At 63.3% G+C, this 13,686-nt stretch carries 13 protein-coding genes and 1 pseudogene; 10 read left to right on the top strand and 4 right to left on the bottom strand.

Features of this window, described 5'->3' with window-relative positions; translation table 11 throughout:
* Window positions 1–4 precede the first annotated feature (4 nt).
* The 3 genes and pseudogenes from ACQPW1_RS03730 to ACQPW1_RS03720 form a co-directional block, all read right to left on the bottom strand.
* Window positions 5–436, bottom strand: coding sequence for a type II toxin-antitoxin system VapC family toxin (locus ACQPW1_RS03730; protein WP_433661379.1), 432 nt, complete (start codon window positions 434–436; stop codon window positions 5–7).
* Entirely contained in the window at window positions 436–693 is a 258-nt protein-coding gene (locus ACQPW1_RS03725; protein ID WP_433661378.1) for a type II toxin-antitoxin system Phd/YefM family antitoxin, read from the bottom strand. Before ACQPW1_RS03725 ends, ACQPW1_RS03730 begins: the two co-directional genes overlap by 1 nt.
* A gap of 54 nt (window positions 694–747) precedes the next feature.
* Window positions 748–1,089: pseudogene (locus tag ACQPW1_RS03720) on the bottom strand (NUDIX domain-containing protein); the annotation flags it as partial.
* Between the two features lie 280 nt (window positions 1,090–1,369).
* Between ACQPW1_RS03720 and ACQPW1_RS03715 the strand changes: the two are divergent.
* From ACQPW1_RS03715 to ACQPW1_RS03695, 5 genes are all read left to right on the top strand, one after another.
* Window positions 1,370–2,767 carry a site-specific integrase gene (locus tag ACQPW1_RS03715; protein ID WP_433661377.1) on the top strand — a complete coding sequence of 466 codons (1,398 nt, stop codon included), beginning with the start codon at window positions 1,370–1,372 and terminating at the stop codon, window positions 2,765–2,767.
* A gap of 305 nt (window positions 2,768–3,072) precedes the next feature.
* Window positions 3,073–4,611 carry a hypothetical protein gene (locus ACQPW1_RS03710; RefSeq protein ID WP_433661376.1) on the top strand — a complete coding sequence of 513 codons (1,539 nt, stop codon included), beginning with the start codon at window positions 3,073–3,075 and terminating at the stop codon, window positions 4,609–4,611.
* A gap of 203 nt (window positions 4,612–4,814) precedes the next feature.
* Window positions 4,815–6,734, top strand: coding sequence for a hypothetical protein (locus ACQPW1_RS03705; RefSeq protein WP_433661375.1), 1,920 nt, complete (start codon window positions 4,815–4,817; stop codon window positions 6,732–6,734).
* The gene (locus tag ACQPW1_RS03700; protein ID WP_433661374.1) at window positions 6,734–7,156 is read left to right on the top strand and encodes a hypothetical protein; all 423 of its coding nucleotides are present in this window, start codon (window positions 6,734–6,736) and stop codon (window positions 7,154–7,156) included. The genes ACQPW1_RS03705 and ACQPW1_RS03700 overlap by 1 nt, the downstream gene beginning before the upstream one ends.
* Before the next feature lie 115 nt (window positions 7,157–7,271).
* Window positions 7,272–9,173, top strand: a complete 1,902-nt coding sequence (locus ACQPW1_RS03695) for a hypothetical protein (RefSeq protein ID WP_433661373.1) — start codon at window positions 7,272–7,274, stop codon at window positions 9,171–9,173.
* Between the two features lie 197 nt (window positions 9,174–9,370).
* Here the strand turns inward: ACQPW1_RS03695 and ACQPW1_RS03690 are convergent, their stop codons facing one another.
* Window positions 9,371–9,616: a helix-turn-helix domain-containing protein gene (locus tag ACQPW1_RS03690; RefSeq protein ID WP_433661372.1), complete on the bottom strand. Its 246-nt coding sequence runs from the start codon at window positions 9,614–9,616 to the stop codon at window positions 9,371–9,373.
* A gap of 224 nt (window positions 9,617–9,840) precedes the next feature.
* On the opposite strand from ACQPW1_RS03690, the gene ACQPW1_RS03685 reads away from it, so the two are divergent.
* The 5 genes from ACQPW1_RS03685 to ACQPW1_RS03665 all read left to right on the top strand — a co-directional run bounded on the left by ACQPW1_RS03685 (window position 9,841) and on the right by ACQPW1_RS03665 (window position 13,599).
* Entirely contained in the window at window positions 9,841–10,317 is a 477-nt protein-coding gene (locus ACQPW1_RS03685) for a DUF3558 family protein (RefSeq protein WP_433661371.1), read from the top strand.
* A 135-nt stretch (window positions 10,318–10,452) separates the two neighbouring features.
* Window positions 10,453–10,836 (top strand): hypothetical protein, encoded by a 384-nt coding sequence (locus tag ACQPW1_RS03680; protein ID WP_433661370.1) that lies wholly within the window; start codon window positions 10,453–10,455, stop codon window positions 10,834–10,836.
* Entirely contained in the window at window positions 10,833–11,513 is a 681-nt protein-coding gene (locus ACQPW1_RS03675) for a DUF3558 domain-containing protein (protein ID WP_433661369.1), read from the top strand. Before ACQPW1_RS03680 ends, ACQPW1_RS03675 begins: the two co-directional genes overlap by 4 nt.
* A 14-nt stretch (window positions 11,514–11,527) precedes the next feature.
* A complete protein-coding gene (locus ACQPW1_RS03670) occupies window positions 11,528–12,883 on the top strand; it encodes a hypothetical protein (RefSeq protein WP_433661368.1) in 1,356 nt (451 codons plus the stop codon).
* A complete protein-coding gene (locus ACQPW1_RS03665; protein WP_433661367.1) occupies window positions 12,883–13,599 on the top strand; it encodes an ESX secretion-associated protein EspG in 717 nt (238 codons plus the stop codon). Before ACQPW1_RS03670 ends, ACQPW1_RS03665 begins: the two co-directional genes overlap by 1 nt.
* The last annotated feature ends 87 nt before the right edge of the window (window positions 13,600–13,686 follow it).

The following is a 13,686-nucleotide window of genomic DNA, read 5'->3' as shown; positions in this document are numbered from 1 at the left end:
CGGATCAGCTGGCTGCGGACGACTCCCAGGGATCGAGGATCGACACACCAGTGGGTTCGAAGTCGCGCGCGTTGCGGGTAGCCACGGTCATCCCGTGCACTAACGCGGTAGCAGCGATGAGCGCGTCACGGAACGGCCTTGTGTTCGGAACGTGCAATCCGGCGCTTCGTCGAGCCACTGCTGCATCGACGGGCAGAATTCGCTCGGCAAACGATGGCAATACCTGCGACTCCAGCCAGGTCCGCAGCATCGCCCCCTGCGCGGGGTCACGTCGCTCGACTCGTAGCACGCCGATCTCCAACTCCTGGACAGTGATTGCCGAGACGAACAAGCCGGCTACCGGATTGTCGGCCGCCCATGCCCGCACGTTCTTGTCCAGCTTGCCGGACTTGGCCTTCCGGAGCTCGGAGACCACATTGGTGTCGAGGAGGAACATCAGTCGAGATCAGCACCCTGAGCATGTTCCCGAAAATCAGGCAGGTCCAGCTCGATGTCCTCGGCACCTTCAGGCAGGCCGAGCAGGTCGAGAATCGTCACGCCACCCCCCGTAAGTCGCTCGTAGTCCGCATAACTCAGCAACACATGCACAGGACGCCCCCGATCCGTGATGATGACTGGCCCACTCGACGCGGCCCGCTTGGCGCGACCGGTGTCTTGGTTGAACTCTCGACTCGTCATAGTGGTGGCCGTCATTTGACCTCCTAAACACGCAATGTAGGTATGTTACTACATTGCTAAATGGCGTTGTCAATCTTCGGTAGGCGAGATGTGCGTTGACGCGTACCAGCCGCGTTCGCTGTAGGTGGTGCCGGTGAAGTGGGCGCGGATGCCTGCGGCGGGGTAGGCGATTATGGCGTCGGGGAGAGCGTCCAGGGGGAACCAGTGGAGTTCGTGGCACTTGTCTGGTTCGCGATTGGTGGGGTTGCCGGTCCAGTGGCGGGCTTCGAAGAAGAGGCCTAGGCGGGGGTCGCGGCCGGAGCCGACTACGTGGGAGGTGTGGATGTGGCGTAGGTCGGCGGGGTCGATGTGGACGCCGGTTTCTTCGTTCGCCTCGCGGGCCGCGGCGGCGGTGGCGGATTCGCCTGCTTCGAGTTTGCCTGCGGTTCTCTAGGCTTCCTTCAGCTGTCGGTTCATGTATGACACAAACTAGTGTTCGGGGGTCTCAGTGAGTGGCTCAACACGTTGGTCGGTGGACTTCTACAACTTCTTCGATTCTTCTCCTACGGTTGATTTTTCAGAGCTGGAGTGGTTTGGCGGTCTGCACGAGCGCGCCGCGCGCAACGGGGCGAGGCACGGCACGCCGATCCTGTCGCCGTCGGCGGGAACTCGGCCGGATTCGCGAATCAACTTGTTCTTCAGGACCGGAGCTATGGCAGGAGCGGCGGTTACGACGTGGCGGCGGTACGCGTACTCATTGGCGGTGTGGCTGGACTTCTTGGGGGTGTTCGGCCGGTGCTGGGATGAGGCGACCATTGGCGATGTGGAGGCGTTCAAGGACTGGCGGTTGACCGATGCGCGCAATGAGGGCCGGGTCCAGGCCAGCAGTTTCGACGCTGACCGCGCCGCGCTGAACTGCTTCTATGAGTGGGCGTCGGCTCGCTACGGCGTTTTTAATCCGGTGCCGACGATACGAGTACGGCGTACTGGGCCTCGACAGCACGGCCATGTCGGTGGTGGTTCCGGCTTCGGTGGACGCGATCCGCTGCGGCCAGCGGGCGCGTCGCGGCGTCAGGTGAAGTGGTTGCTTCGACCGGCGTTTGAGCAGTGGCGCAACATCGGTTTGCGCGGTTACGGATTCGATGGTTTACGGCGCACGGGCTGGCAGGGGTTCAACGAGGACCGTGATGTCGCGTTCGTTGACGGCCTGTACGGGACGGGTCTGCGGTTGCGGGAATGGGCCAGCATCCTCGACGTCGAGATACCTGTGTCAGAGAGTGGGCGCAGTGCTCGAATGTGGTTGTCGGCAGCGTGCATCAAGGGCGGCCGCGAAGGACGGGTCTACCGGATTCCGCGGCGAGCGCTCGCCGCGGTGAACGCCTGTCTGGATCCGGTAGAGGGGTCGCGGGCTGAGGTGATTCGGCGAGCACAGCGGTCCGGTCGCTACGACCGACTGCCCGGAATCCGCGTGGTCACCGGCTACAACCTGCCCAGCAGGACGCTGCATATCGAAGGAACTGCTAGTTCGGAGTTGCTGTCGCTAGATGTGGTCGGCCCCGACGAGCGCCGCAAGCTGTTCCGTACGACACCGGCGGGGCTGGAACCGCTGGCAGTGTGGTTGGCGCCGAACGGATTGCCGAAAAAGGTTCACGGTTGGGAGGACACGTTCGACCACGCCAATACCCGGGTAACGCGGGCCTGGCACGTCAGCGACCCGAACCATGGTGGTGATCGGGCCAGAATGCCATGCCCGCTCTGGGCCCGGCCCCATATGCTGCGACATTCCTTCTGCCTGAAATGGTTTTCGGTCTTGTCGCTGGTCTGGGAACAGAAGGTGAAGGGGTTCACCACCGACGAGTTGAAGGATCTGCGCGAGGAACTCGGCGATATCTGGTATCAGCTGGCGACCTTGATGGGTCACGCGAGCCCGTCGGTGACCCGCGACTATTATCTCGAGCCATTCACCGGGCTCCAGGTCGACTATCTGATGTCGTTGCTGGACGAGGACGAACAGACCGCTGTCGATGCGCTGGTACGTGCGGTCGCCGAAGACAGCGGCAGGGTCGTCACGGGAGTGGCGCCTTCCCCGCCTTCCGGTGGCATCCGGTGAGGGCGGGGCGGCGAGCCGCGCTTCCGGATCCGAACTGGCGGCCGCCGCAACGATTGCTGGATGGCTGCGACGGAACGTCGGTGCGGTTCGTCGAGGAATCTGGCGGACGCACAAAGACATTCGACTTTTCCGGCTTGCCCGTCGAACCTGGCATACAGCGGTGGCTGGCGCGGATATTCGCGCGTGAGATCGGCGCTCGCTCGGCGGTGAAACGTGTGAAGAGCGCGGAAGGACGCTACGCCACGCTTCAGCAGTTCGCGGCGTCGTTAACCGACTCCCAGCCCCGGCCGCGAGGTCCCCTGGAATTGACGGCTGCGCATATCCAGGTGTTCGTCGACCGTTACGCCGACATACCGTCGCAGCACGAATACCTCAAGCGGTTGCGCACCACGTTCAGGCACGATCCGGAATTGCCGCCAGCCGCACGAGCGGCGCTGCTAGCTGCTCGCGTTCCCGTCCCCGCATCCACTACCCGTGCGCCCTACGACGACGCTGCATGGCAGCTGATCACGACAGCCTTGCGTAGGGATGTTCGGACAGCGCGGAATCGGATCCGGGCCGGGCGCGCCCTGCTCGACGGCTTCCGTTGCGGCACAACGAGCGGTCGCGAGGCTGAACTGGGTCGGTTACTGGATTTCTTCGACCGCACTGGGGATCTACCCCGGGCGCCATCCGGTCATTGCGTCGCGATAGTCGCACGCCTAGGTGGGCTCGGCCAGGTGGTCTCCAACCTTTGTCTGACTCAGGGTGAGGCGACCGCATTCGCGCTGCTGCTCACCGCGCTCACCGGGGAGAACTTCGGCACGGTGGCTTCGTGGCCGGCAGTTCACCACCGCGGCGATGGCACCCACACCGAGCACGGCATCGCCTTGCTAGAAACGAGTAAACCGCGACGCGGTCCCGACCGTGAACACATGATCACCGCTTTGGAAGACCTCCCGCCAGGTTTGGCGGATGTGCTCGAAGACGATGAAACAGAGCATCGACTGTTTCGGTCACCTCTGCGCGTCTACCGGCTGCTGCTCGACCTTACCGAACTGACACGCCGCCACGGCGGGCACAGCACGGCAATCACCGCCTACATCCCCACTCCTGGCCGCTGGGGACACCGATGGCCGCAGGCAGCCAACGCCAAAGACGTCGCGCGCTGGGCGCATAACCGTGGCTTTCCAACGGCGAAACACGATGGGCGAGAAGGCAAACCAGCAATCAATGTCGTCCGGATGCGACTGACGGTGATCGAACGCCGACGCCGCCCCGTCGCACACACCCGCCAAACCATGAACGACAGTTATCTGCGACCGAGCCGAACAGTTCAGGCCGACAGCCGTGTCATCGTCGGCGCAGCATTACGCGACCAGGTCGACAAAGCCCGCCAGCGGCAAGGCGGCACAGTGCTCACCGCAGAATTCCTCGCTCGCGCGGAAAATGACCTCACCAGCGCATCCAGCGAAGCCGGAGTGAGCCCGCAGACTCTGCGCAGCCTGATCACCGGTGAGCAAGATACCGCCCTGGCTGCCTGCATCGACCACCGCGCTGGCCCGTACACAGAACCCGGAGAACCGTGCCCCGCTTCATTTCTTAACTGCCTTAACTGCGAAAACGCTCGCGCGTTGCCACATCAACTACCCATTCAGATCACCGTCAAGGACCGAATCGACGCCCTACGGGCACACATGGACCCCGACACCTGGACTCACCGCTACCAGGATGCGCTCGACGGCCTCCACGACATCCTGCGCCACTACACACCGGCTGAACACCACCGGGCACGCCGCGACCTCACCGCGGCCCAGCTGCACCTCATCGATGACCTCATCAACGGAAGGTTCGATCTGCGGTGACCCACGTCCACAACCTGGCGGTCGAATCTGACGACGAATGGCCAGCCGACGACACGGTGGTACTACACAACCGAACCGTTCGGGCCGGGACCCACCAAGCGTCACTGTCGCGGTTCAGCGATGCCATCTGGCACATCAAACCGGCACATCCCGACGCTCACCTAAACGTCTCCCCGCTACGCTGGACACGATACCCAGACCAGATGGTGACAACCTTCAAGGCATTTTTCCTCGCTGCCCTGAATCATGACTATCCACCAGGTCCGGGTGCCCGACGACCGGGGGAGCGCGCCAGCGTCAAGACCGTGTCCTACTGGTTCGGTGATCTGCGCGTCTTCGCGGTTTGGCTCGTCGATCGCGGCATCACCCACCTCGGCGACGTCACCGACGGCGATCTGGACACTTACCGAACTCACATTCACGCTCTGGCGCGCCGAGAAGACCGCAAGGCCGACCTGCTCCAAGTTGTCCGCACGTTCTGGCTTTTCCGCGAGCACATCCCCAAACCTGCACGCCCACGCGCCAACTATCCCTGGGCCGGCGTCTCCGACAAGGACCTAGTCGCCCGCCTCGGCACCGGGTTCGAAAACAAGACCCCGCGCATCCACCCCGACACCATGGAGGCGCTGCTTGCCTGGGCCCTGCGCATGGTCGAAGTCCTCGGACCCGATATCAGCGACGCTTGGATCGAACATCGCCAACTCGACGAGGGAACCCACTCCTCGCAAGCCGTCTACGTGGGCACACTCGGCTCACGACTTCCGACCTTCCTTGATCGGTTGCGCGCTACAGGCGGCTCGCTGCCTGGCAAGCTCGACGGCGGGTTGAATTTCGGTGCGGTCCTACGCCTGGTCGGCGTCCCGGACGACAAGCGCGGAGGATTGTCGAAGCGTCAGAAACGAATGATCGAGCAATCGGGACTTCCGGTCGCCGACGACACCTACATCGGCACGATCACCGGGCACATCGACGGACAGCCATGGCGGAGCCGTCCGATCAGCGTCGCGGAACTGCCGACCCTGGTGCGGTTGCTGTATGCCGCCTGCTTCACCATCGTTTGCTACCTATCCGGACTACGCCCGGGAGAGGCTCTCAACCTGGTCCGCGGCTGCCGAGACCGTGATCCAGAAACCGGCGAACTGCTGATCGTCGGCCGCCGCGGTAAAGGCTTCGACCGTAATCCCCTCGCACCCGACGACGATCCCCAGGATCGTCCCTGGGTAGTCGTCGAGCCCGTTCACACAGCCATAGCCATGCTCGAAAACCTCGGCGAGTATCCGCTGCTGTTTCCGGCAAGCCCGCATCACCCTCATGCGGTCCGCCCCAACCAGCACAATGCCAGATCCGCAGCGATGATGCTCCTGGACCTCAGAGACTTTGTGGCCTGGGTGAACTCGACATTCCGACCCGTCGACGGCAGCCTGCCGATCCCGCCTGACCCGACCAAACATCTACATACCTCTCGTTTCCGGCGCAGCCTCGCCTATTTCATCGTCCGCCGACCACGAGGTCTCATTGCCGCGGCATTGCAATATGGGCACGTCAGCACCAAAGTCACCATGAATTACGCAGGCAGGGCGGACATGTCATGGATGGACGACCTGTCCGTCGAGCGGCTGGAGATGGTGCTCGAACAAATCGATGACGACACTGCCCTTCTCGCTGACGGCGAGCACGTCTCTGGACCGTCCGCGCGTTATTACCGCGAGCGCATCGAGCGCAGCGCCCGTTTCGCCGGTCGAGTCACCACCAACATCCGCAACGTCGAACGGCTTCTCGCCAAAGCGGATCCCAACATTCACCACGGCGACGGCATAACCTGCGTCTGGCGGGCCGAGACCGCAGCCTGCCGACAAGCAAAGCTCGAGGCCGGGCTGGCCGCCGAGGACCAGCCCGATGAGTCCGAATGCCGTTCGAACTGCCTGAATCTGGCGTTCACCGACCGCGACATCGATCAGCAACGAAAGAACGCGCAGCAGTGGGAAGCCGCTGCCGCGGACCCACTGGCACCGGCACCCCTGCGGGACCGGGCCGCGGCACTGGCTACGCGTGCACGCGTGATCATCGACCGCCACGACCACCGCCGCGACATCCGGCCAACCAGGGCAGCGGAAGGCAGCTGATGGCACGGACCCCTCGCGACCGCACCGCCGAAGCCTCAGCGATCAACGCGGCTACCGACCGGCTTCTGGCCGGCACCCCCTTACGATCGGCGTCGGGGAAACTCACCATCAGCGAACTCATCGCCGAATCCGGGCTTCGCCGTGACGTCGTCTACGAACACCCCGGTCTCGTCGATTTGTTCAAGGCCAGGGCTAAAGCCCAGGACGCGACCCCTGCAGCGATGCAGGAGCTCGCTGACGAGAACAGGGCATTGCATGGCAAAAACGACAAGCTCACATACGAACTCACAACCGAACGCGGCATCACCGCAGCACTACGCAAGATCGCTGCCGAACTATCACTCGAACTCGATCAAGCCAAAGGACAGCTCTCCGCAGCCACAGCCGTGACGCAACTGAACAGCCGCCACCGGAATCAATAGCCAACTATCGAAACATTCTGTCCTGCAATCAATTTAGTCGTCGATGTTCGCAAGGATCTGGCGGCGTTCGTCCAGGGCACGGCATACTGCACGAGTTAGCGATCACCGGTGGTGGATGATCATCGACGTCGCCGACCTGCGGGCGGCGATGATCCCAGAATTCGAACGCGACTGCCCTGGACGCGACCGGACACCGAGAACAACGCGTTCACCACACAAGACGCCGTGTCCAAACCTCTCAGATCGCTCATCGCCGCCAGGATCACCATGGGGTGCACCGGCATACGCTGATCTGGTGAGCATGCCGTCGATCCCCGGATATACGACCCCGCCCCTGAACAACACCCTGGCTGACCTCTGGCCGAAGCCGGTCGCCGAGTTCCCGGCGGAACTATGGCCAAATGATGCTCTGCGAACGATTACGATCCAGCCGTCCGGGTGGCTGACGATCGAAGAACTCACTGTCAGTGGAGATATTCGGGACGGACGCAGGTGTGTCCTGATTGTTCCGGCCCACGCTGAGCCGGCACTGGACGACACCGGCTGGGTCGGGCGCGGCCTCGGGCAGTTCGAGGTGTGGTCGGACGGGTCAGGCACTGAGGGGTTCGGTTCTGGCCTCGCTGAAACCCGGAAGGGTGTCGACATGGAGTTCTTCGCGCAGGTCCGGCAGCCGCAAGGAGCGCCGACGCCGCTGGTCGAGATCGCCCAGCCGTTCCTGTGGTACTGGGATGCGTATCCGACCGCGACCAGCTGGGAATATGCCGATCAGGCTGGTCGGAAGCATGACCTGATCCACTACGACGTAGCGAAAGATCGCTGGAAGGTTGAGGTTCGGGTACTCGAATTCCGCCAGTACCTCGCCGCAGTGGGGAAAAGCGCCATCCTCCAGCTAGATCTGGTTCGGTACTCAGATCAGGACGGATTCGAACGGGTTTCCGATACGTTCCGAAACGAGTGGGCGCACTTGCACTTCGGCGTGGCCTCCGGCGGATTGCTGAGTCGTCCGTCTTGCTCCCGGGCGTTGGGCCAGTACATCCTCACTGGCCGACGTGGTCCCCGCGTGCCGCGGTTTGAGCAGTTCGATCGCGAGGACGTCGACTACCCCTCGTTCATTTACGACGTGGATCCCGACTCGTACGCTCCGATCAGGCATACCTGTGACCCCGAGCAACTCGGGACGTACTTTGACCCCGACGGCAGTCGTCCGCACTACCTGACACCGATCTACTTCAACCGTGCAGTACTGGCGCCGTATGCAGCCGAGCCGACGGCCTACCGAATCACGGCAACCCACCTGAGTTGCGACAACCTGTGGGGTGTCGATATCGGCTTCAATACAGTTGGCCTGGTCGAGGTCTACCTGGGTGATATCGGCCAGCGGCTGCCGTCCGAAGAGTGGAACCACTGGCTGGCCCACAACGTTCCGCCCGAGGGGCACATGGAGGAAGGGCGCTTCAGGCGGGACATCCTGAACCAGTCGGCGAGCTCCAAGGACATCCCGGGCGATCTCCGGCGGGCGCGTCAGCGCGCGGCCGGAGTCTCGGAACAGCTACTCGGCAAACCCATCTGGCGCGCACTGCGAGACGACCAGCTTGCCGAGTGGGAGTCGATGATCGGCCCGCTGAACGAGGACTCGACGTCACTCGGCAAGTCCCTCCTCTTGCTTGTGATCGCGATGATCGACGGCATCGACCCGAAGCCGTTGAAGACGTACCTCGGCGGCGCAAGGGAGAATGAACGATCGATGGGCCTGCTACAGCGCTTCACCGAGGTGTTGGGCGATGACAGCAACTGCACCGCGATCCTTCGGCAGCTGTATGACTTCCGGTCCAGCGGCGGTGTCGCGCACTTCGCCGGATCGGAGGCTCGGAAAACGCGCGTGGCCCTCGGAATCGACGGCATGACGAATCTGCAGGCGTTCGAGTCGGTCGTCCAGCGAACCACCGACATGCTCAACACCATCGTGGACTTGATGGAAAAGAAGCTGCTGGCGGAGGGCGAGAGCCCGGCCAGCTAGGCGTTGATGCTCCCGGCCACCTCTGCGGGCTGTCGGGAGCATTCGGCTAAAAGCATGACGTCGGGGCATCCACCAGTACAGATGCCAGCCGAGGCGGCGGCCGCCGCCACCTCTGACCAACGAACATCCTTTCCCGCTTATGTGTACACGCCGCGTCCGTACTCTCCGGGCGGCAGCGTGAAGTCGTCAATCAGAAGTCAGCCGCGGCCAGTTGTTGCGGTCGGTGACAGGTGCTTCTCGGCGTCGGCCAGGAGTACCGACGGCGTAGTGGACAATGCCTCGGCGAGATCCCACAGCCGATCGATCTGGACGCTGCTGGTTCCCAACTCGATGCGAGCAAGAGCGGGTTGCGATACACCGGAGACCTTGGCCAGATCATCTCGCGTCATCCCGGCCAACTCACGGGCGCGACGAATAGCACCGCCGACAGCGTCCCGCCTCATCTTGCGCACCCTCCTCTGCTGTGGAGACAGCGAGGCTTCTGGCACCGGCATGGCCGCATCATCGCACGCCTGACCTGACCGATCTCGTGAGCTCGCTGCACAGCACGACGTATGTACGGTAGCGCGAATGTATCGCATGCGATACAAAGGGCATGTAGGAACCATTATTTCTACCTAAAGTTCCGCAGAGCCGCTGGCCTAGCTGGCGGTACAGGAGGCGCGGCATGCAGGACAAAGCGGAAACCATCGCAGCCGTCGTAGGCGCGGGCAGTGCACCCTTGGATGACTTGTGGGATCCCTGCCTGATCGGCGAGGAAGTCTGGCGGCAGATCGGCGTCGATCCGGGCACACTCAGCTCCGACATCGGCGGTATCGACCGGATCGAAGGGTTCAGACGATGCGGCGGTCACGACCAGCCGCGGACTTACTCGGTCGACGTGTGGTCGCAGGTCTACACAGTCGACGACTTCACCCGCAAGGAAGCGGGAACCGAGTTTCTACCTGTCACGATCGCGGACCGCAACGGCCTGCGATACCGCCCGGGGTCCGACAGAACCGGCGACCAGTGCAACCTGACCTTCCCCTCGATTTTGGGCTCGTTCAGCATCGTGGTGCTGCGATTGGACCCACGAAGCCGTGTCGCTCCACACGACCGCGCGATCGAGGTCGCGAACGTCGTGGTCCCGTTGCTGCTCCGCTGAGCACGAGAGACAAGTACAAGGTCAAGCCAGGCGGAAGGTCAGTACCCAATGCCGGCACACGCGCACTGATACGCTTTTCGGACCGAAGCCGGGTTAGTAATGCCCGGCTGTCGAGACCGGAGGGGATGTACGGTCATGGCGCTACCGGACAAGGGGCAGAAGAACGCCCAAGCGGCCTACGACGCGGCCACCGCTGGCACGTTCGAGATGCCAGCAGAAGGCGCTACCCGCCTCGCGGCCTCCTGCGACAAGCTGGCGGCAGGGTTGCAAGACGAGATCATGGCCGCCTCGCTTCTCAACAACGTGACGGGTTTCCCCGATCTCCCCTCAGGGCATGCGCTAGCCAAGGGGTTCAGCGCCAAAGGGCGCGAGTACATCGAAACGTTGACCGCATTCCAGGAAACGGTCCTGCGCTACAAAGCGGCCTACCTGGTAGCCGGGAAGCAACTCGAACAAGCCGACGCCGCGAACCGAGCAGCGATCAAAGTCGCAGCCAGCCAACTCGAGGATCCCGCATGACAGTCGCAAAAGCGTTGCAAACCAAGAGTTTTCGCCGCTTCTCGACTGCCTCGCTTCTGGTCTTGAGCGTGTTGACAGCAGCCGGATGCACTTCGTCAGGGGACGGCAACCCAGTGTCGAGCTCCCCCGCCATGACAGCCTCGGGATCTGGCTCGACCGCGGCGAGCACAGCCGGTCGGCCACCGTTCCCGACGTTGACCGCGCCCGAGCTGCAGCCGCCGAAGCAGCAGAACCAGAACCGCCCAGACGTTGCTTTCGACCCCTGTACCTGGATCGACGACGAGACAATCAGCCATCTCGGATACGACTCGCGCTCACGCAAACGCTCGACCGACATCCACGCCGAGTACACATTCCGGGGCTGCGAGTTCAAGTCCGCAGACAAGGCGTACAGCTTGGGCATCCTGTCGGGCAACCGAACCCTGGATGAGGGGCGTGCGAAGTTCACCGCAGACGGCGCACAGATCGAGGACACGACAATCGATGGTCACGCTGCGCTGATCGCGCGACCGAAGGCACCCGCCACCGGTTGCGATGTTCTGCTGCAGACCAAGGTGGGTTACATCGACTTCAACCGTGTCATCGCCGCGTATCTCATCGACGGACCAACACCTGAAAGATGTTCGGGGATGGTCGATTTGGTGCGCGGGATTATTCCGCGTGTCGGGGACAGCTGAATCGGGAGGGCGTCGTGGGCAGACGGACGAGCAAAGAGATCGCTGACGACATTCGCGAGCAGCAGAGCCAGCTTGCTCACGTGAGCGGATTCGGGGCCGCAGGGGTCGACCCGGCTTATGTTCCCGATCGCGAATCGTTCGACAGCTACATACACCAGCAGATCTGGGATCTGGTGCACGAGAAGCTGGATCCGGGTGCGATGGGACAGATCGCGAGTGAATGGAGCTACCGGGCCGACAAGCTGCACGAACTGTTCGACGCATTCTCCCGCGAGGTGAAGAGCGAGTTCGCTTCCTGGTCAGGCGCATTCGCCTCGACCGCCCAGCAGTCGACCGCCGCGTTCGTGAGCGCAGGAGCCGAACAGCACGACACAGCCCGGACGGTTCAGCGCCTGATTGCCCTCAATTCCAGCGCCGCGCAGACGGTCAAATCCGCGATCCCGCCGCCGCCTCCGCCATATCAGGAGGACCCCGACCCGGTGAAGGAGTCCGCGGACGGAGCGGCCCGGCGCACGGCCTACAACGTCGCGGCAGCCGAAGCCCAAGCAAGCGCGCAGGACACGATGAACTTCGTGTACAACCCGACCATGCCTGCCTCCGGTGACAGTGTTCCCCGGTTCGTTCCGCTGCCCCCTGGCCCTGGCGCGCCGAGCCCTGGTGATGTCAATCAGCAGCCGAGTGAGAGCCCCGGCGGAGTCGACGGTGGCAACAGTGCCGGAGACCCCACCAAAAACAGCAAAAATAGTGAACCCGGAGACGGGAATGGCGAGACCGGAGACGGCAAGCCAGCCGAGCAGCCGCCTGGAGAAAATCCGCAACCAAACAACGCCACGACGCCTGCGCAGACGACGACATCGTCACTGAATGACCCTGCCGCAACGAACGCAACGAAGCCGTCGTCAACCCCGAACACACCGACGGTCCCCGCAGGCGTCAACCCTGTGGACAAAACGCAGGCATCACCTTCGCCCACAGTGCCTTCCGTCCCCGGATCGCCCGGCTCCCGAGTACCGAGTACCCCTCGGGTCACCAGCGGCGCCCCCGGATCGCCCGGCAATCGCCCAGGCGGCCCAGGGATCTCGATACCTGGACAACCACAGTCACCTGCGGGAACCAACCCAGCCGTCCCCGCTGGTGTCCGCTCAACAACGGGCAGTTCGACCGCGCCGATGAGCGGGATGCCGGGGGCAAGCCGTGGACAAGGTTCAGATTCTGACCGCAGCAAGGGCAGCCCTGACTATTTGCGGCGTACGCACGAGGAGCTCGTCCAGGTCGATCCGACGATGCCCGCGGTCATCGGTTGGGACGCAACCGACGACGAGCCACCCCCAAGTGGGAAGTCCGATAACAGGACACGAGGAGATGGCTAGTGCGGTGGGTGTTCACCCCGGACGAATTCAGTCATGTCTGGGCGACCGAGACCAGGCACGATCGCCGTCCATACCCGATCAATCTCGCACCCAGGGGCACGGTAGGCACTGAAAGCGCAAGGGCGGCATTGCAACTCGCCGAGCGGTTCCCGCTCAACGGTGACCCGGACCTGACCGGCACATTGACGTTCCTCGCCCGTACCGATGTCACGACGATCGCGGTGTTCGGCGACCGCTACCTCGGCGGACAGCGACTGCCTGACCCGATCCTGGCGCTGGGAGCCGCCTTCTCTGACTGGGGCGCGGCCATCCTTGCCACGACCGACACGGTCACGGTGGTGTCCTGCCACGCCCGCAACGTCGCCAAACACCTGATTACCGCGATCGGCTCGGCGCCTGCGGGCAGGCTCGACGCCCTGCGAGAAGCTCGGCGGTCGGTGTTGTTCACCGATGCAAGCCAATGGCAAGAGACCGAGGACAGTCGCCGCGCCAAACGGTTTCGGCACGTCTTGCGCCGACCGATCGACGCTCGCGGCTACTTCACTATCACTGTCGCCCCAGAGGATCCGATGTCACCGCCGCCGCGGCACCGCACCTGGCTGGACTTCACCAGCGACGGCCGTTACTTGCTCACTATCGGTCATGACATGACACTCACCCCCGTCGGCGACAGCGAGCTCGCCCAGCACCTCGCCCAGCTCGCCGAAATCCGCTAATCACCAGCTCAGTCCATACTGAATCGGCCCAGCTCAGCTGCCTATTTCACTCTCAAATCTTGGCAGCATCCACACCCGGCATCGTCC

This window comes from Nocardia sp. CA-128927, assembly GCF_050955855.1.
GTDB lineage: Bacteria > Actinomycetota > Actinomycetes > Mycobacteriales > Mycobacteriaceae > Nocardia.
Note: the sequence above shows the minus strand (reverse complement) of the source record. Positions and strands in the feature narration are given on the sequence as shown.

What these genes read in the sequence shown, in the direction of transcription:
- ACQPW1_RS03705 (WP_433661375.1), top strand. Translation starts at nt 4,815, where the DNA reads ATGGTGACAACCTTCAAGGCATTTTTCCTCGCTGCCCTGAATCATGAC.
- ACQPW1_RS03715 (WP_433661377.1), top strand. Translation starts at nt 1,370, where the DNA reads ATGGCAGGAGCGGCGGTTACGACGTGGCGGCGGTACGCGTACTCATTG.
- ACQPW1_RS03730 (WP_433661379.1), bottom strand. Translation starts at nt 436, where the DNA reads ATGTTCCTCCTCGACACCAATGTGGTCTCCGAGCTCCGGAAGGCCAAG.
- ACQPW1_RS03675 (WP_433661369.1), top strand. Translation starts at nt 10,833, where the DNA reads ATGACAGTCGCAAAAGCGTTGCAAACCAAGAGTTTTCGCCGCTTCTCG.
- ACQPW1_RS03695 (WP_433661373.1), top strand. Translation starts at nt 7,272, where the DNA reads ATGATCATCGACGTCGCCGACCTGCGGGCGGCGATGATCCCAGAATTC.
- ACQPW1_RS03690 (WP_433661372.1), bottom strand. Translation starts at nt 9,616, where the DNA reads ATGAGGCGGGACGCTGTCGGCGGTGCTATTCGTCGCGCCCGTGAGTTG.
- ACQPW1_RS03685 (WP_433661371.1), top strand. Translation starts at nt 9,841, where the DNA reads ATGCAGGACAAAGCGGAAACCATCGCAGCCGTCGTAGGCGCGGGCAGT.
- ACQPW1_RS03700 (WP_433661374.1), top strand. Translation starts at nt 6,734, where the DNA reads ATGGCACGGACCCCTCGCGACCGCACCGCCGAAGCCTCAGCGATCAAC.
- ACQPW1_RS03725 (WP_433661378.1), bottom strand. Translation starts at nt 693, where the DNA reads ATGACGGCCACCACTATGACGAGTCGAGAGTTCAACCAAGACACCGGT.
- ACQPW1_RS03680 (WP_433661370.1), top strand. Translation starts at nt 10,453, where the DNA reads ATGGCGCTACCGGACAAGGGGCAGAAGAACGCCCAAGCGGCCTACGAC.